Consider the following 19,855-nt stretch of genomic DNA (forward strand, 5'->3'; position numbering starts at 1 on the left):
AACAAGAAAAAACACAAAAAATGTGCTCGAACACACAATATTTGTGTTCTCGAGCACATAAAATTGTGCAAACTGTTTTTTTTGACTTAAATAGATACGATATTTTTAAGAAAATTGCTTTCAAGGTGAGTTCTTTATTTTAGTCAGATTTTCAGTCTGAATATTTAATATTTAAAAAATAAAAAATAGTTGTTTATATTTATGAGAATATCGCAATTATGGATCAAAAAGACTACTAATAAAATAAACTTTTTGAGAGTTTTAATTATACGATTTTTTGCATTATTAAGTTTTTTTTGATACAGGTAAAAAGAATCTGAAACTGAGGTTAATTCAAAAATAAAAGTTTGAATGTCAGCTGCTTTTTAGAAAGATAGAACAGCACGTATTTTCTAAATTTTAGAGTTTAAAAAATGACCAGATTTCTTTTTTATTTAGGGTTGAAATTTTACTGAAATCAGGCATGAATTTTTGAGTGTTTTCAGCCTGATTTTTCAGTCTTATAATTTGAAATAGGATAGTGTATTTTAGATCGGTCGATCCTAAAATAAATCGTTACGTGAAGTAATTAAAATAGAATAAGAAACAAGAAAGCTTGATTGAAAATTATGCGCGATAGAAATCAGCATTTTCAGAATTAATTATATCGATTGGCAATAATGTTACAGCCGGAGTTTCTTTACGGAACAGAAAATGCTCTATAAGGTATATAATGCCTAAATAAACTTGTCTTTTTTGATTTTGATGAATTAGGAAATCAATTACTCCTTGATTCAAATTAGTTACGTTTTCATCAACCAAATCATAGCCTATCATGCGTATTCTTTTGTCTTTAATTTTGCTGATAATCTTAGAAACTTGATAAGCTTTAGAAGTAGTTATAAAAACGCCTGATAAGTCAGGATTTTCGTTGATGAAGTTTTTTAAAGCAACTTCTAAATTGGGATTTTTTAGTTTTAAAGTAGTAATCTTATACTCTAAACTGTTTTTTTGACTGAAAAAGGATTTAAAGCCTCTTTCTTTTTCCTGCATGTGAATTGCATTTTTGTAGGTTTCGTCAATGTGTATAATAGCAATGTGTCCCTTGTCAAGAATTGTGCTTAACAATTTTGCAGCGACACGACCACTTCGATACAAATCCTGTCCGACAAAATTTTTGACAGCTGCCGATTCGACCTGATTGTTAAACGTATTTACAATAATATTTAAGGATTCATATTTTTTTATTGCATCAAGTGTTTCTTTATGGAAAAGCGGAGCCAGCAAAATGGCATCAGGCGATTTCTCGATAATAGTTTCATTGATGCTTAAAAAAGATTTTGTTTTTTCTGGATTAAAGTAAAAAGTCTCAATAAGTAAATTGTAGGCTTTAAATTCCTGTGCAGCTTCTTTAATTCCTTTTAGACAAGGAAGCCAATATGGATCTATTTTTGGATCGGGAAGGAGGATGCAAATATGATAAACTTTATTGTTTTTTAAATTTCGGGCAATAAGATTGGGTTCGTATTTAATTACACTTAAAACTTCGTTTACTTTTTCGAGGGCAAGCGGTGAAACTTTGCCTCGTTTGTGCAATACTCTGTCAACAGTTCCTTTTGAAACCCCTGCCATTTTAGCAATGTCCTTAATAGTATGTTTTCTATCCATAAAATTGTTGTATAAAAACGATACGTTTATTTGTCTATCAATTAATTTAAAAAGTGCATCATAATTTTGACGCATAGAAAATAGATAATTCTTTATTTTTCAGAATTTAAATTTATTTTCTATGTATCAAATTATAGTTAACCGAATGGTTTGTTTTTTAGAAATACGGATGATGAAATTTTAAATCGATTTTGCGATTTCAACACTCAATTCGGTATTTTTTAAGGTTAACTCTTCTCGTTTCATTCCTTTTAGAAGAATATTTTTTCCTAAAACCTCTTTTCCTATTTTGTTACCGCTGATTTCTACATTTTTACACGCCTCGATTCTAAAATTGTACTTTTCAGGATACCAAGGTGTAAATGCAAAACTGCGCTTAATAGTATTGTTTTTAAAGCTTAATCCATCTACAGATACAGCATACAGAATAGGGTAGTCTGACGGATTAAAACTATTGTTTTCTATTTTTATGTTTTTATGAAATGGCTGTGATGCATTTGGCTGTGGAATTTCAGGATAAATACTAATAACAGCTTCACAGAATTGATAATAAGAAGAATTACAAGGATATCTAAACTCATTGTTTTTGATTGTAATGTCTTTTACAGCGCCGCTTTCGTACCAATAGTTAGCATCTCCTGCAATAAGAATTGCTGAACCGCTGGTTTCAAAAATATTATTTTCGATAATTACTTTTCCTGGAGTTGAGATTAAATATCCTCGAGCTCGATTACTGCCAACAAAGCAATTGGTAATTGTTGCATTAGGCGTCCAGCTTAGATTTTCTAAAACAAAACCAGTATCGATATCAGTTGGGATTTTTTCTTTAAATCTAATAATGAAATGATCCACATCTAATGGTTCAAAACTTGAAACGGTGCCATAAGCCAAAGTTCCCATTTCTTTCTTCTGTATAAAACCTACTTTATCGCCTTTAACTGCCCATAATAATCCGTGCGACATATCCTGCCCAAATTTGCATTTTACAGCATAGTCATCAACTTTTTGTATCACTGGCACATAAGTTCCATGAATATTAATCGGATCGTCCATTAAACCCTGTGCATCACAATTATCAATTACGATTTCTCCTTTGCATCCCATAAAATGCAATCCATCATCGTGACCGCTTAAATAGCGATTTTTATGTGGGTTTGGAATCATGTTTACATTTCGCATTTCAATATTTTCGCAGTATTGCGATAAAATACCTAAACCAGAAGTGTGATACACATTGATATTCTCTAATTTGGTGTTTTTGCTGTGAAATAAAAACATTCCAGCGTGATCTCTCGTGCCATGTCTTAGTATAAGAAAATTTCCAACTGAGGGAGTTTTTGTAAATTTTCCCTGCATTAGTACCAATCCGGGTTTAATCTCGCTGTATTTTACATTTTTTAAATCCCCTTTCACACAACCATTATCGCCTGTATTTGCAGGAATTATATGGTTTTTATCAAATTCAATTAACCAGGAACCTCCAGACAATGCCCAATTTTCGTTGGCATTTTCGCCCACAAACGTTAATCCTTTATCATGGATTTTATATGGAGATTGCGTAATATCAATCTTCATAACAATATGTTTTTCATCGGCTTCTATAACTTCAGCTTCAGAGGTCAAAGGAACATCCCAATCTATATTTACATTTTTAATCGTAATATTTTCGGCATTGTCTAAAGTAAAAGGCTGCATATGTTCATGATAAACAAAATCGGATTGCTGTGCATTGATGATTATATTTTTTTTATCCTTTATCAGTATGGCTAATTTTCTAACAGCTGCGTCATAAGTATTACTTTCGTAATACGTTCTATAATAGTTGGCATCTGGGTAAAAGTCATATCTCCCTTTCGGGAAAATAATTTCTACGGGCTCGCTGCCTAATCCTTCAATAAGTTTGTTGACTTTTGAGGTTAGATTTTCTTTAGTGCCAGAAATAATACCGTAGTCTTTTACATTTATTTTTTTGACTTTATTTTGTGCTGTACAAATGGTTATTATAGAGAATAAGGCATATGTTAGAAAAAGTTTATGCATGTTTTTTTTACTTTATTTCAAAAACCGTGTTATTAAATGTCTCAATTGTATCTGCAATTGGAGTTAATTTAATAAAGGATTGAGGTCTATTTTTGGTTACTAAATTTCTTAATTATTGGTGTCACGTGTTTTTTTGTATCATCATCTAAAGTACTTAAAGCTTGATCTGATTCTTGAGTTGAGAATTTTGATAAGCCATAAATTCCAGCAGCAATTACATTATAAGATTGATTTTTTGTACTCTCAATCATCAGCGCTTTATAAGATGAATCTCCTGTTGAAGCCAATTTTACAATTGCCGCAGCTCTGGCGTTTGTTTTTAAATCATTTTTAGCAATGTCAAGTAAAGTTTTAATAGCCTCATCTTTTACATCGCGATCACCTAAATCAATTCCTTTGATACTTAATGTTCGTAAATCGTCTTGCTGATCTTTTAAACCTGCCAATAATACAAGCTGCGAATCATGACTTTTATCTTTTGATGCAAATTTTATAGCTTCAATTCGGTTGTAGTAAGAAGGGACATTTTTGTATTGATACAAATAATCAGAAGCATTTTTTTTATCTACATTAACTTCACCAACTAAGATTTTATCTGGATCTAAATCTATAAATTCAGGTTTTGAAGGAAGGTCAAAACTGAAACTTTGTTCTCTTTTATTAATTAAAATATCCTTTCTTATTTTAGTTCCGTTTGCATAAAAATCAACTTTTAAAGGCAATGTAAAGGTTTGCACAGCGCTATCCTGAGATTGAGTGATAGTAATGATGATTTTTCCGTTAACATATTTGTAATTCACATCCAGAATCGGACTTCCAGCATTATAATACCATTGATCAAAATAAGGCAGCCAATCTTTTCCAGTCACTTCTTCCATCGATAAACGCAGCTGATGCGGTTCGCCAGATTTATAAGCATTTGTTGTTAAATAATGATTTAATCCTTTAAAAAATGCTTCATCACCCATTTGGTTTTTCATGGCATACAAAATAATAGAACCTTTAGAATAGCTGATATTATCAAACATATCGTCGGCGTTTTTGTAATGAAAACGTGCTAAAATTGGACTGTTTCCATTTTTTTGAGAACGAAAATAATTTTGAAGTTTCTCATAACGTGATCTGTCTTCCGCATCTTGTCCAGCGTCGTGACCGTGCCAGAGTACTTCTCCAAAAGTGGCAAATGATTCATTCATGGTTAAGTTTGACCATGATTCAGCTGTTACATAATCTCCAAACCATTGATGAAAAAGTTCGTGAGCAATTGTACTTTCTTGATTATCATCTAATAATTCTCGTTCTGTTTTTTGTACATATTCGCCATGAACTGTTGCTGAAGTATTTTCCATAGCACCTCCAAAATAATCTTTCACAACAATTTGCGCATATTTTGCCCAAGGATATTCTACGCCAAGCATTTTACTGTAAAAATTCATCATATCTGGCGTTTTATAAAAAATCTGTTTGGCATAAGGCGCATATTTTGGTTCTAAATAATAGCTGACTTCTTTACCATTATAAGAATCTTTATAGATTTTAAAATCACCAACAGCCATCATAAACAAATAAGGTGCATTTGGCTGTTCCATTTTCCAAGTGTCCGTTCTTGTTCCGTCTTTATTTACTTTTTGTGAAGTTAATTTACCGTTTGACAAAGTGGTATATTTTGACTGAACTGTCATAGCGATTTCAGAAGTTGTTTTCTGATTTGGTTTGTCAATTGTCGGAAACCAGCAAGATGAAGCTTCAGTCTCGCCTTGAGTCCATATTTGTGTTGGTTTATCTCCCTTTCCGTCAGGATTAATAAAATACAATCCGTTTGAGTTTGTAATCGATTCGCCGTCTTTACTTTTCAGTTCTGCTGGTTTTGCCGTATAATCAATAAAAAGGGTATATTTTTCAGAACCTTTATACTTTCTGTCCAGTTTAATAAAAAGCTGTTCGTTGTCGTAAGTGTACCTTAAAGGTGTTTTTTTCTTTCCTTCGACGATCGAAATTTCTTTAAAATCCATCCCTTTCGCATCCAAAGTAAGCGAATCTGTTGCATAGAAATGTGGTTTTAAAGTAAGCCATTCTTTTCCGTACAAATGCCTTTTCCCATAATCAAAAGACACTTCCAATTTTGTGTGTACCAGATCGTGAACCTTTGTTGGAGTTGCTCTGTAAATCGCTAATTGCTCTTTATCTTTCTCAGCATTTTGAGCCTGAATGTTTTGGCATGCTAATAAAGCAATGCTAAAAAGAGTACATTTTAAAAATAGCTTGTTCATTTTGTTTAAGTTATATGTTTTTTTAAAGCTTTTCTATAATTCTAACTTCGCCGTCTTTTTCATCAGCCGTTAAAATATCAGATTGTTTTTGGGTGTACATTTGTAAACTCCATTGAACAATTTTGTTTTCAGGATATAATTTAGCTTGATTTCGAATCCATTCTTCCGCTTTTTTTGATGAAGAAGTTTTTTCTACAGCCCAAGCTGAAATAAGCTGATTGGCAGGTAAAAAGTTCATAACAGTATTGTCGATCTTTGGCGTAAAAGAAACGATTTTTTGTAACGATTCTTTAGCTTTATCTGTATTGCCTAAACTAGTATAACATTGATAATCCAGCCAGTTTTCAAGCCTTTCGTCAATATCTTCGTCATAAGGTTTTCCAACACCTAAATTTTCTGGAAACAGTTTGGCATCAGCAATTAGCTGTAGTGCTTTTTTGTACTGTTTGTTGTTCATTTCGGCTAAAGCCTGCATCAATTTAGCTTCGTGATACAATTGCCTTCCTGCAGTTGCGCCTTCAAACGGAAGAATTTCTAATTTGGTTAAAAAGGCATCTGCTTCGCTGTATTTTTTATTTAGAAGCAAGGTTTTAGCATACAACATTCCCATTAAATAATTCTCTTTATGCTTTTTATAAAAAGGTTCTGTTATCGCAAGTGCTTTGTCATATTGTTTTAAAGTGATGAAATGTTCTGCCAACAACTTATTATATCTCCATCCTTGATTGTCTAGTTTTAAAGCTTGCTGTAAACTTGCTGTCACGATTTCAGGATTGTCTTTCATTAAGGATGCTTTTGCAGCATAAAAAGCGGGATCAGCAGGTTTAGAACCGCATTGATTGAACAATTCTTTTGCTTTTGAAAGATTATTGCGATTCCATTCAATTAAAGCCAAATGATATTTTAACTGCCATTGGTCATTTTTTTGAATAAGATCTTCAAGTATAACAGCGGTTTCATGGCGAAATGGAAAACTAAGTCTAGGCTGAATCTTACTTAAATCAACGGCTTTGTTTTCTAAAAATGCTTTCCAATAGATAATTTCAGCACTTGGAGCCGCTGTCGAGAAAACTTTTAAGGCTTCGTCCTTGCGGCCCAGATGCTGATACCAGATTCCTAATTCAAGATAAGTTTGCTCTGGCATTTCGTTTCGTATCAATGAAGTAAATTGTTTTTTTGCGGCATCTGAATTTGCCCAAAGGAAATTTTCAAATCTTGCAAAATGATTTAACGGATCTACATTGTTTATTTTATTCAAGATTACAACAGCTTTATCTTTATTGTTTTGCAAACGATAGATAACGGCTAAAAGCTGTAATCCTTCTAGATTATTTTGATTATTCAGCAAACTTTTTTCTGCATATTCAGCAGCTTTTGTCAGCTCATTTTCACCAAAATAAATTTGAGATAAAGCCGTATAAGCAGCACTTCGGTATTCGGCACTTGCGGCAGCAATATCAAATCCGTCTTTTGCATCGATGTTGTTGCCTAAATGCATATTTGCTAAAGCATAATAATAGTTTGCGGCGGGATCGTAAGTATTTATGGCTAAAGCTTTACTGGCTGAAGCAATTGCATCTTTATACTGAAATTTACGAATTTGCAATAAAGCAAGATCAGAAAGGGCAGGAGCATAGTTAGGATCTTTTTTAAGACACTCGCTCAATTTTTCTTCAGCTTTTATATAATCTTTAAAACTGATATAGTTTTTACCTTGCAGATATAATCCGTAAATTGAATTGTTGTCAAAATCTTTTGGAACTTCTAAAGGACGGTTTAAATTGCCGTCTTCTGGTGCCGAATTCCAAATCAGTTTATTGTCTCCAATTATTACTCTTAATTTATTTTGATCAACTGCAACTTGAATAGAATCTTTGAATACTTGTAAGGTGTTAACTGAAATATCTTTGGAATAGACTTTTTTTCCATTGTCAAAAACTTCCAATTTTTCATTTAATTTTTGAAGCGGAGAGAAGTAGATTTTCAACCAGCCGTTTTCATTTTTTACGTTTACGGCGCCATAATTATTTGCTTTTACAAAACCTTTCGTCTGTTTTACAGGAAACCAATATTCTGTCCAAGAATCTGTTTGATACGGCGCAAAAGAGCGCTGTTTAAAAGGAGTTAAATTACTGCCTTCGCTTGCTTGATTGAATAATCGTCCGCTTTGTACTTCTACATATTGTCCATCAGTATCTGTAAGCAGTTTTTCCCAAATCATTCCCTGTTGCGACAGTCCCCAAATCCAGATTTTTTTGCCGGGTTTGTCATCATAATTACCATATCTTCCCATTCCAAAATCTTCATCATGGTAATAGCCTCCAAAGAAATCATTGTATTTCCCAAAAACATGATACGATTTGTAACCGCCAAAATCATTGTTTTTATAATACGATAAATCTTTGCCGTTTTGTTTATCGATTGGCCATTCGTTATGTTCCCCATTATGACCAATGTAGCTTTGACCTGGAAATATAAACTGTAAATTTCCTGCTGCTTTTATACCAGTATTCATCCAAGTATAGTAAGGCTGTTCTGACTCGGTCGAATTAAACCAAAACGAATTAGTGGTAAAATAAGCTTTGTCTCTAGGTAAGTTTATGTCTAATTTCCATGAGGTGCGGGTTAGTAAATCTAAAACACCTATAATACAGCTTACACTTCCGTCTTCTCTTGTTATAGTAGTGTAATCTACAGGAGTTGCACAATTTGGAGTGTGTCCGATGATCCCATAATTGCCTTCAACACCACCGCTTGTCCACGGACCGCGCATCGCAATATCTCTAAACTTGATAACATGGTTGTTGTAAACAATATCTTTTCCAGTCGATTTTTCTATTGCCGACCAAACTTTTCCGCCTACTTCCGGCAGAATCGTCAGTTTAATATAATCGTTTTCAAGTTCAACAACTTTCCATTCTTTTTGTACGGGCTTATCAGTAAAACCGTCAAAACGATAGTACGGATAAACTTTTGTATCTGGTTTAGGAATTGGATCTGGATCGGAAAAAGGATAGGTTGTAAACACCTTTTTGTATTCCTTTATAGTTGGTTTATTTTGTGCATTGACAAACAGGCTTCCAAAAAGTAAAATCGATAAAAATGGCCTTAGTTTCATATGGAGAGCTATTTATTATGGTTAGTTGTTTTAACATTAACGTTGTTGAGTTTTTTTGTCACAGATTACACAGATTTAAATGATTTTTTTGAAGAGATAAATATTAATTTATATTAATCAGTAAAATCTGAGGCATTAATTTTTATAGTAATTTGTCATTTCGACGTAAGGAGAAATCACACTAGAAACTCCGCCTAGAAAATTGCTAATCTTTGTTGATATACAAGTGTGATTTCTCCTTACGTCGAAATGACAGACTGGAAGTGGTATACTTACGGTCTTTAAATTACTTAACAATCAATAACCATCCTTTTCCTTTTGCTACTGGAATTTCATCTTTTGCAGTAAAAGTTTTTGAAGGCTGGAAATTGATAACTTCTGGAGCTGTAATTGTTGCTTTGGCAGGATTTATTCCTAGTTTTTTCCAATCGATGTTCAATTTTACATTTACGTCAGTATCAGCCCAGCTTGCAATAGAAATTAAAGCTGTTCCGTTCTTTTTGTAAACGGTTGCTAATACTTTATCATTATTTGTTTTTACTGGACAGTTTTCGCTCCAATATCCAATCATCTCAGAACCTTTGATTCCAAAAGAATCCCATAATTTCCAGATATTTCTTGGATCAGCATTATTGCTCCACGGAAGTCTGTTTGTCATTCCGTAAACCATTCCTCTCCACGGATTTCCTCCATCTTGTAACATTTCGCCCATTAATCCAAAAGGAATTCCGCTTACTTCAGTTAAGAAAAAGTCAGGTTGCCCTTTTTCATAATCAAAATATTCTCCAAACCATAGTTTGTTGATGTACGGAAAGTGCTCCATATATAAATTGGCGCTGTTATTAAAACCATCGCTTTTGTTGTACTGATTGGCACTGTGCAAATCGATAATTCCTGGGTGACCGTCTTTGGTTAAAACTCTTTTAATACGTTTCATTGTGATTCTGTCAAAAGCAACATCGTCCAAATAAATTCCGTCAATACCTACGTTTTGCGTTAACCAGTTCATTCCTTCTACATAATAGTTATGCCAACGATTCATACCGCTGTTTACAATTGCAGCATCTTTAATTTCAGGAACAAACCAAGCTGCGATATAATCATCGCCTACGTGTTCTTGCAGCCAAGAGAATCCGCCGCCTTTTCCTGGAGAATAAATTTCATGGCCTAAACTTTTTAAAGCAAAAGTCTCATAAGCTTTGTTTGAAACTTCTCTTACAGTATTATAAATTTTTACTTTTAAACCTTTTTGGTGTGCTTCATCAATGTAGTTTTTCATCTTTTTAAATTCGATAAAAGGATAATTGATGTAAGGATTAATAGCATTTGCGTGGTGAATATTGATTACCGTTGCACCAGTTTGAGCAATAGAATCGATTGGGCTGTATTTGTGATAAAATTTATTATCCCATTGAAAATCTGTATTGATAGTATGAAACGGAGTGATCAATAAAGTAAAGTTGTAATACAAAACATCTCCTTTTTTCATATTGCGAGCACCGCTGTAGGCATTTACCAAAACTGATTTTTGGTTTGGTGTAATGGTGATTCCGCCTTTGTTTTCGTTACCCCAAGAAGTGGGTAATAATAATGGTTTTTGTAAATAGAAATTGGTGTTTAACGGACGGCTGTATTTTTCGTCTCTTAATGAAAACTGCAATCCAGAATTTACAGCACCAATCCAAGCGCCGTCTTGATTTTTGTGTGCAACATCCCATTTCCAGTCAAAAGATGCAGGACGATCTCCACCTTTTTGACCAAGTCCCATCATATATTTTGCAGACGTTGGCTGCATTGGTAACTGAAAATTAATGTCGTTGAATGAAGCGTCTTCTAAAGCAGTAATTTTAACGGTATAATGTAAAAAACCATCAAACTCAACGGCAGCATTTACATCCATTTGAACTGATTTTGATGTAGATGTGCTTTCCCAAGCTACGGTTCCTGCCTCTTTTTTAGTGAATTTTAAGCCGTTATTTTTCCATTGTAATGATTCTTTTCCTGTTGCATCTACAAAGTGGAATGTTATTGGAGCACTTAAAATATCGTTTGCCTTTGTAGTAACAGTTGTCATTTCTGGCGTGAAAAAAGTTTGTATTTGAGTTGGGAAACCATTAGTTCCTAAAACCACTTTACGACCCAATAAAGAAATTTCAGCATCTTTTACTACAAGTGGAGTATAAGGTGCAATAACAGTATTTTCTTGAGCTAATGTAGAATTTAACCATTTTAAACGCGTCATTTTTTCAGGACTGTCAATACCTCCGTTTTTTGTAACTTCATTAGTTACTGTTATTTGAAGTGTGATTGCTGTAGACTTTCCGTCAGCGGTAACTGTTGCTTTTCCGGTATAATTTCCAGCCGCAGCAGTTTGCGGAACATCGATGCCGCACCACATAGCCTGAATTTTTCCTTTTGAAACAGAAACAGTATTGGTAAAAGGAGTGCCGTCATATTTTGTTCCGTCAGTGTTGATACAGCTGATGTCTTTGCCTTCTATTGTGGCTCCAGTTGTACTTACTAAATTCGTAAAAGATATTTTTACATTTTTTAAATCTGTAAGAGCGTATACTCCTAATTGAAAAGCCAAATATTCACCTTTCTTTGCTGTATCAGAAAAAGTATTTTGTACACCTTTTTCGATCCAGCGTTGTGGTAAATCATTTTTCATTCGAATAGAATGCAGTCTGTCTTCTGGGAAAACCAAAAAAGTACTGCCGCTATTTTTAGCAGTAATTGCAGATGTTTCGGCAGCTGTTGCGATTACTTCCATTGGATAAAAACTATTAAAAGCATTTACACTTTGAATTTCTGTAACGGTACAATTGTCTTTTAAACCCGTTTTTATTTTAGAAATCCATTGTGCATCAGCTTTGTTCTCCGCTTTCGCATAAATTCCTTTTGGATAATTGGCTGTACCTTCATCAATGTAAGGCATATAATAAACATAATAAGTTCCTTTGCCAGAAATTGGTTCAAAGTAAATTGTTCCGTTTTCTCGGTTGATGTTTTCCGTTTTTACATTAAGAACTTCTTTGCCTGCAGCATCTTGAACAATAATTTTTTTAAGTTCAGGTTTTTCATCTCTTCTGCGCCACTCAATCGTAGTTTTAGCGATATTTCCTGTACCCGAAAAGTTAACAAGAACGCGATGATTTCCTAGTAAATTAGGATTCCAACTGTCGTTGCCATCTGTGTATTTTATTTGTGCAGTCAATGGAATACTGAAAATGAAAAGACACATAATCAATATGCTGCTTAGTATTTCGTTGTTTTTTAGGTTTAGTTTCATTGTGTTTTTATGTTCAAGTTAAAAAGTGTGCTTTGATATTTAGTAAACGGCTTTCCATCCGTTTTTTTTCCAATACGCGATAATAGGTTTATATGGTCCGTATTTATGCTGTTCTTCAGAAAAATTATCACTAAAAGGGCTGTGTGCATAATCAATAGGTTTTCCCATTTTATTAGGATAATCTAACGTTTTAGGATTTGGTCTTTCATGAATGGCATCATTATTTACGTAGGCAGCAATATCGAGTGCTTCAGCATCAGTAAGATATGGTTTTCCTAAAGTTACTTTATCATACGGCATATTGCTTTTTAACCATTGCGCTTGTTTGATAACGCGGTGCATACTTGAGCCGGGCTGATAGGCATATTTTCCCCAAAGAGGCGGGTAGGTGTAGCCAGATTTGTCTGCATTATAAACTCCTTCGCCATTATTTCCGTGACAGCGAGCACAATTTTCAGCAAATAATGCTTTTCCTCTTTCGGGACTTGCCGCAACATCTGGAAACTCAATTTCTAGATTTTTTGCACCTTTAAATTGTCCGTCTTTTGGAACATATTTGCTGATCCATTTAAAATAAGATAAAAAAGCAACCATTTCTTTTCCGTCAAGCGGAAGCGGTTTTCCTGAATGTGGTCTCATTACACAATTGTTTACACGTTCAGCAAGTGTAAGCACTTTGTTTTCGCGCCCGCGATATTGCGGATAATTATCGTGCGACGACATTAAGTTGAAGGCATAAGGTTTTGTACCCGCATCTTGATGGCAGTTGGTACAATTCATTTTGTTTCCAAGATATTTTCCGTTAATACCATTTGGACCAATATAATAAGCCGTTTTAAGCATTAATTCTCTTCCGTAACGAACTGATTCTCCAAACTGATCGTCAGGAATTTCAGAAGTGTCAATTGTGATATAACCTTCGTCTTCTTCTCTGTCTTCGGTTGTTTTTGAAGCCAAAGTTTGAGAATTTGATTTGGTGCAGGAATTGAAAACAGCCAGTGACAGTGCTGAAAAGAGTCCAATAAGAATTATTTTTTTCATGACTAAAATTTTTAATTTAAAAGAAAAGGTTTTAAATTTTCTTCTGGAATAAATTGTACGCGATAAGGAGGTATTTCTGACTCTAAAGCCCAAAGTAATACTCCTTTTTTGTTGGTTAAAACCGTTATATGTCTTTTAGAGCAGCAAACCAATATGAGATCTTTATTGATCATATAAGCGCTTCCCATTCTATCGTTGTAAATATCTTTTGGCAGATTTACATGAAAATCCAGTTGTACTGCTTTGTTTTTTTCGTCTACTTTAAGAGCAAAAACTGATGATTGCTTTTTGTCTACGCCATTATCAAAAAACATTAAACTTCCGTCTTGATTGATGTGGGCAGCGTGTGCTTGTGAAAAATCGCTATCCTTAGCCATTTTCATATTGCCGTTTCGTCCTAATTTCCAGATTACTTTACCCGATTTAGCATCGACTTTCCAGATTTGTCCGTTGTTGTAAAAAGAGATTAAAAAATTACCATCTTTATCATAATTTAGACTGTTGGCATGCATCCAGTCTTTTTTAGTTTTCAATAAAGCTTTGTCTTTCATTGGATCGAGGTCATCGAAAACACTCCATTTCCAAATTTGTTTTCCTTTTCGGTCTAGAATCAGGATTCCGTCGCCGTTTATAGTGTCTTTCTTTTTTCCGCCAATTGCAGATAAGTCTGTTATTCTTGCATCTACAAATAAAGTAACAATTTCATTTGCTGATTTTTTTATGATTTCATGGTGGATAACTTGCTTAAGATCGCCTTGTCCTTTTTTAATATGTGTTAAAGTATCGCCCTGCAGATTAATTTCTAGAATTTCGCTGCCATAACTTGTAGGTTCATCATTGGTTCCTAGAATAGAAAGTATAGTTTGCTCTTTTGTGAAATGTGTTACTTTAAAACCAGTATTTTCTACTGTATGATACCATCTAATATTTCCTTTGTAATCAACAATAAATGCTGTTCCAGGCGTTTCTCTTTTTGCCATAAGCATAAAACCTTTTTTGAAGTTTTGCGGTAAAAGCTCTGGTTTTGGAGAATTTGCTTTGAACTTTTTTTGCAGCCATTCCGGCAGTTTTCGTGATTTAAAATTGTACACTTTACTGCTGTCTTTTTCATTTCCTTGTACTGTAATTAATTTAAAATTATAATCAGTTTCAGGAATTACATTAAGAAGCACTAAAGAATGCGAAAGCCCTTTTTTTGAAATTGGAGAAATTATTTTGTTTTTAGTTCCATTTTTTGCAGTCCAATATTCGGCATATACCTGTACATCGTCATTCGTAGTAACATCGATTTGAATTTTCAATTCGTTGTTACTATGAGTCCCAATATTAATTTTTGTGATATAATTACCTTGTTTTTTGGAACAGCTTGCAAATGCAAGTATTACCAAAATAAAGCTCCATTTTAAAATTAGTTTTTTGATCATTATAAAGGCTTTTTTGAATGAAACAGAAAAGTGCTTTTTTGTATAAAAAAATCAAGAATAGACAGACGATTGTGCTGCCTATTCCTGATTTAAAATTTATTTATTGCCTGTCAGCATTACTCAATTTTGGATTAAGATCAACTTGACTTTGTGGATAAGTATAATACTTGTTTTGCGGCATTTTGATTAACGCTGCTTCGCCAACTCTAAGATGATAAGCATTTACCAGAACATCATATTTGTTCATTCTAATCAAATCGGCACGACGTTTTCCTTCATAGAAAAGTTCCCATCCTCTTTCTTGTAAAATAGCATCTCTTAAAGAAGCTTGAGTATGTTCTGATAGAATTAATAGTTTTGCATGTGATCTTCCTTTTACTTGATTAATCAGATCTACAGCTTCAGCTGTTGGTCCGCTGATTTCGTTTAAGGCTTCAGCTCTGCTCAGTAGTACATCTGCATAACGTAAAATGTTCACGCTATGACCATCATAATAGGTTGTAGTTTCATCATCAGCATATTTTCTAGTCGCTACATCCGGCATATAAAGTACACCAGCAGGCGGCTGCGCGCCCAAAGTTGGTGCTTGCTTGTGCAATAAACCATCTGATCCCATAAACTCTGGAAAGAAACATTTTTTTCTATCATCTTCATTACCAAATGTATTGAAGAAATCCCAGTTTACCGTATAATACTGCCATCTGTTTTGTACAACTGGATGATCTGTTGGTCCAAAATGGTTCAATAATTCTGTTCCGTTTACATTTGCATCACTAAGCGAAGAAAAGATGTTTTCTGAGCACCATTTGTTACTTTCTTTAAATAATCCTAAATATGACGGATAAAGACTGTACTGGTTCAAGTTCATTACTTGCTGCGTAAGTGTTGCTACTTTTTGCCAATCATGACTGCGCAGGTATAACTTTGCCAATAAAGTAAGTGCGGCGCCTTTTGTAGCACGTGCTACATCATTAGTACCATAAATTGGATTATTCTGGTAATTTAAAGGCAGTACATCTGCAGCTTCATTTAATTCTTTGATCAGGAAAGCATCTATTTCTTCTACTGACGAGGGAGCTATTTGTTCTAAATAACCAGGGTTTCCTAAATTAGCTTCTGTAATTAAAACTACAGGTCCCCAAGCATCCGTTAAATCCATATACGAAGAAGCTCTCAAAAATTTGGCTTCAGCAATAAATTGAGCCTTTTCGGCAGCAGTTATCCCAGACATTTTGGCGATATTAAAAATCGCATTATTTGCATTGGCAATCAATTTATACATCGCATTCCAGTCTTCTTGAAGCAATCCGTTACTAGAATTCCAAGTTCCTAATGATAATTGTCCTGGATCTCCACCAAATTGGCAATGACCTAAATCTGTAGCAATATCTGTTAGAGCAAAGTGTCTCGTAGCCCAGTACGAAAAGTTATCGCCCACAGAAGGACCTTTTAGTCTGCCATAAACGGAATTAACTGCAGCAATAGCATCTGACTTTGTTTGATACCCATTGGTATTGGTCAAACTACTATATACCGTAGGTTCAAGATCCTGATTACAGGAAAATTGTACTCCAGCAGCTAGTAATAGTAATAATATTGTATGTTTTTTCATTTTAATAAATTTAAATGTTACTAAAAAAGCTTTTTAGACTAGTGAATAGTCACTTTTATGCCTAAAATAAACGTTCTAGAAGCTGGAAAAGAGTTAAAATCAATTCCTCCACCAATGTTTTGTGCAGTAGAGCTGCTTGTATGCCCATTTATTTCAGGATCGTTTCCAGAATAATTTGTAATAGTCAATAAATTCTGTCCTATGGCATACAATCTAATATTGTCTATAAATTTTACTTGTCTTAATGCACTTTCTGGAATAGAATATCCGATAGAAACATTTTTCAAACGAATGTAAGAGGCATCTTCAACAAATTTTGAATTTACATAACTGCCATAAGTACTTTTGTAGTAACCGTCTCTCGGAATATCTGTGTTTTCATTAGTTCCAGCTACCCAACGATTTAGAGCGTCGGTGCTTGTGCTGGATTCTCCTACCATTTTAGTCATGTTATAAACAGAATAATCAAAGGCTCCTTGGAAAAAGATGTTCATATCAAAATTTCCAAATCTAAAATCATTGTTGAAACCTGCAATATAATGCGGAGTAGAATTTCCTAAGTATGTTCTATCATCAGCAGTGATTTTTCCATCTCCTGTAAGATCTTCATATTTTGGATCTCCAGGTTTAGACAAAGGCTGCGGTGCATAAACTTCTCCAGTTTTGATTACGCCGGCATATTTAAATCCGTACAATACTCCCATTTCTTTTCCTGGCTCTAATCTTGTAAATTCTCTTCCAGAAACCGTTCCGCTTGGGTTAGAAGTATTAGTACTAATAATTTTAACATTATCAGCTAGAGATATAACTTCTTGTTTATTGTAAGCAACATTCAAGGAAGTTGTCCACAGGAATTTATCATTTCTATAGTTTGTAGTGGTAATTCCAAGTTCAATACCTTGGTTGTCAATAACTCCAGAGTTCATGGTTTGATTGTTAAAACCCCACCATCCGCCAACAGGCACTCTGATCAACGCATCAGTAGTTCTCTTTTTGTACACATCAATCGTTGCCGTTATTTTACTGTCTAAAAATCCCATGTCTAAACCTATGTTAGTTTGGGCTGTTTCTTCCCATTTTAAATTAGGATTTGGTAAGTTTTCAGGTTCATTGGCACCTACGAAACTATCAGGAGCAATTGTTGCACCCCAAGATTTTAATGTGTTCATGTACGCATAATCTCCAATACCGTCATTTCCTGTAATACCGTAACTTACTCTTAATTTAAGTTCTGAAACAGAATTTACTTTTTGCATAAAAGGTTCATTAGAGATTTTCCATGCAATAGCACCAGAAGGGAATGTTCCGTATTTATTATTTGGTCCAAAACGAGAAGAACCGTCTCTTCTCAGTGTAAATGAAGCTAAGTATTTATCGTTAAAGGCATAATTTAACCTTCCAAAATAAGAAGTTAATTTTGTCTCCAATTTTTGTGTTTCTGGTTTCAAATACACTTCAGCACCTTGCAGGTTATAGTAAGTCAATACATCACTAGAAAATCCAGATCCAGAAGCTTTCATTCTTTCGTAAGTATCTTTTTGATTAGAAGTACCAATCATTGCTGTTATAGCATGCTGTTCTTTAATATTAAACTTATAAGTCAAATATTGTTCAGTACTCCATCTAAAATAAGTTTTATTTTCTTCAGAACCAGTTCCTTTCAAAGCAGCTCCTGCTGTTAATGTTCTTGGTGTATATTTTCCTTCAATATTTTCCTGCCATTCAGCGCCTGCGCCAAAATGATACGTTAAGCCTTTGATGATTTCATAGTCTAAAAACATATTACCGTTAACCATTCTATTGATAATATGATCTGTAGGCTCTAATAAAAGGGCTAGTGCGTTATCCTTACCTAAGTACTTATTGTAAGTTCCGTCAGCATTATAAATCGGGAGATTAGGGTAGGCAGTTTGAATTGAAAACATTGGCGATAGAATATTATCTCCAAAGTCACTATTGTTTCCTTCTGTTGCGGCACCATAAAAATTGGTACCCATATTTAATTTGCTGTTAAATCTTTTTTCGCCTCCCATTCTCACACTGTATCTTTCGAAATCAGTATTTTCAATGGCTCCGGTTTGTTTGATGTAATTTCCAGAAAGAAAAAATTTAGATGTTTGATCGCTTCCGCTAAAAGTAAGAGATCTGTTTAGTACTTCACCTGGGCGTGTTGCAGCATCAAACCAATTCGTATTCGCTACAGGAAGACTCGCTGGAAAAAGAGGAGGTCTTCCGTTTTCAAGTTGAATTGCATTTTGAATATCAACAAATTGCTGACCGGTTAGTAATGTAGGTTTATTAATGATGTTTTGAAAACCATCAGAAATCTCTGCTTCAACCTGCATTTTACCTAATTTTCCTTTTTTAGTCGTAATCAAGATTACACCATTTGCTCCTCTTGAACCATAAATAGCAGTAGAAGAAGCGTCTTTTAATATCTGAATGTTTTCAATATCGTTTGGACTGATAGAACCTCCTGAACTTGTAATAAAACCATCAACAACATATAATGGCCCATTTGAATTGTTAATAGAGTTTCCTCCTCTAATGACAACATTTGGAGTAGTTCCTGGAGCATAACTGTTTTGCTGTACTTGAACTCCAGAGGCACGACCTTGAAGAGCTTGTCCAACATTAGCAATAGTTCCTCCTAAATTTAAATTGTCTTTTCCAACAGAACTCACAGAACCTGTAAGGTCTTTTTTTCTGGCTTTTCCATATCCAATAACAACTTCCTCTAATTTTTGACCAGCTTCTTTCATAACAATTTTAAGAGGTGCACTTCCTATTGTAACCTCTTGGTCTTCCATACCAATGTATGTTATAATAAGTTTAGTAGCACTATCTGGAACTGTAATAGCAAAACTTCCGTCAACATCAGTTTGAACGCCCGTTTTGGTGCCTTTTATGGTTACGTTTACACCTGGCAGGGGAAGTCCGTTTTGATCTGTTACTTTACCCTTTACCGTTTTTTCAAAAAACAACGAAGTATTGGTTTTAGAAGACACACTTACAGAAGTCGCTGCCGAAGCTTGAAATGTGAAAACTAACAACGAAAGAATCGTGAGTTTAATTTCTTTCCCGGATAAATTGTTAATCCGAAAGTCTCTTGGTTTTTTTTGGGTTAATAATTTCATACTCTTAATTGGTTTTTTTGGTTAATAAAAATTGTGTTTTTTGTTTTGTAGGTTTTCTTTTCTTTTTACTTGGTTTTAAATTTAGGTTTCCTCTTTTTTTGAATTATAATTGAGTCGTTTTTAGTCTATAAATACACCCTTTATTTTTGACCTAATTTTAGCGTTTTTACTCGTTTTTGGTCATTTTTATAAGAGTTAAAAATGCTTAAAAAAGACTTTAATTAACTTATTTTTAAGATTATTATATAACGAAACTATCGATTATATTTTTACT

Annotated in this window: 9 protein-coding genes; all 9 read right to left on the bottom strand. The window is 34.0% G+C overall.

Translation table 11 applies throughout. The features are described from left to right. Positions 1–606: 606 nt before the first annotated feature. The 9 genes from BOW55_RS17925 to BOW55_RS17965 all read right to left on the bottom strand — a co-directional run bounded on the left by BOW55_RS17925 (position 607) and on the right by BOW55_RS17965 (position 19,581). On the bottom strand, positions 607–1,647 hold the full coding sequence (locus tag BOW55_RS17925) for a substrate-binding domain-containing protein (RefSeq protein ID WP_129025533.1): 1,041 nt from the start codon (positions 1,645–1,647) through the stop codon (positions 607–609). Positions 1,648–1,827: 180 nt separating this feature from the next. After that, complete coding sequence (locus BOW55_RS17930; RefSeq protein WP_129025534.1) at positions 1,828–3,687, bottom strand: alpha-1,3-galactosidase B; 1,860 nt, start codon at positions 3,685–3,687, stop codon at positions 1,828–1,830. Positions 3,688–3,773: 86 nt separating this feature from the next. Next, positions 3,774–5,957 carry a M1 family metallopeptidase gene (locus BOW55_RS17935; protein WP_129025536.1) on the bottom strand — a complete coding sequence of 728 codons (2,184 nt, stop codon included), beginning with the start codon at positions 5,955–5,957 and terminating at the stop codon, positions 3,774–3,776. Between the two features lie 22 nt (positions 5,958–5,979). Continuing rightward, positions 5,980–9,075, bottom strand: a complete 3,096-nt coding sequence (locus BOW55_RS17940; RefSeq protein WP_129025538.1) for a DUF5107 domain-containing protein — start codon at positions 9,073–9,075, stop codon at positions 5,980–5,982. A gap of 286 nt (positions 9,076–9,361) precedes the next feature. After that, positions 9,362–12,367, bottom strand: a complete 3,006-nt coding sequence (locus BOW55_RS17945) for a glycoside hydrolase domain-containing protein (RefSeq protein WP_241686606.1) — start codon at positions 12,365–12,367, stop codon at positions 9,362–9,364. Between the two features lie 39 nt (positions 12,368–12,406). Beyond that, on the bottom strand, positions 12,407–13,408 hold the full coding sequence (locus BOW55_RS17950; RefSeq protein WP_129025540.1) for a c-type cytochrome: 1,002 nt from the start codon (positions 13,406–13,408) through the stop codon (positions 12,407–12,409). Between the two features lie 11 nt (positions 13,409–13,419). Continuing rightward, on the bottom strand, positions 13,420–14,832 hold the full coding sequence (locus BOW55_RS17955) for an aryl-sulfate sulfotransferase (RefSeq protein ID WP_129025542.1): 1,413 nt from the start codon (positions 14,830–14,832) through the stop codon (positions 13,420–13,422). Between the two features lie 100 nt (positions 14,833–14,932). Then, positions 14,933–16,444, bottom strand: a complete 1,512-nt coding sequence (locus BOW55_RS17960) for a RagB/SusD family nutrient uptake outer membrane protein (protein ID WP_129025543.1) — start codon at positions 16,442–16,444, stop codon at positions 14,933–14,935. A 38-nt stretch (positions 16,445–16,482) separates the two neighbouring features. Beyond that, positions 16,483–19,581 carry a TonB-dependent receptor gene (locus tag BOW55_RS17965; protein ID WP_129025546.1) on the bottom strand — a complete coding sequence of 1,033 codons (3,099 nt, stop codon included), beginning with the start codon at positions 19,579–19,581 and terminating at the stop codon, positions 16,483–16,485. Positions 19,582–19,855: the final 274 nt, after the last annotated feature.

Origin of the sequence: Flavobacterium sp. YO12 (genome assembly GCF_004119495.1) — a bacterium.
Classification (GTDB): Bacteria; Bacteroidota; Bacteroidia; order Flavobacteriales; family Flavobacteriaceae; genus Flavobacterium.

Coding starts and splice junctions, on each gene's coding strand:
- BOW55_RS17935 (WP_129025536.1), bottom strand. CDS start 5,957: ATGAACAAGCTATTTTTAAAATGTACTCTTTTTAGCATTGCTTTATTA.
- BOW55_RS17965 (WP_129025546.1), bottom strand. CDS start 19,581: ATGAAATTATTAACCCAAAAAAAACCAAGAGACTTTCGGATTAACAAT.
- BOW55_RS17940 (WP_129025538.1), bottom strand. CDS start 9,075: ATGAAACTAAGGCCATTTTTATCGATTTTACTTTTTGGAAGCCTGTTT.
- BOW55_RS17930 (WP_129025534.1), bottom strand. CDS start 3,687: ATGCATAAACTTTTTCTAACATATGCCTTATTCTCTATAATAACCATT.
- BOW55_RS17925 (WP_129025533.1), bottom strand. CDS start 1,647: ATGGATAGAAAACATACTATTAAGGACATTGCTAAAATGGCAGGGGTT.
- BOW55_RS17950 (WP_129025540.1), bottom strand. CDS start 13,408: ATGAAAAAAATAATTCTTATTGGACTCTTTTCAGCACTGTCACTGGCT.
- BOW55_RS17955 (WP_129025542.1), bottom strand. CDS start 14,832: ATGATCAAAAAACTAATTTTAAAATGGAGCTTTATTTTGGTAATACTT.
- BOW55_RS17960 (WP_129025543.1), bottom strand. CDS start 16,444: ATGAAAAAACATACAATATTATTACTATTACTAGCTGCTGGAGTACAA.
- BOW55_RS17945 (WP_241686606.1), bottom strand. CDS start 12,367: ATGAAACTAAACCTAAAAAACAACGAAATACTAAGCAGCATATTGATT.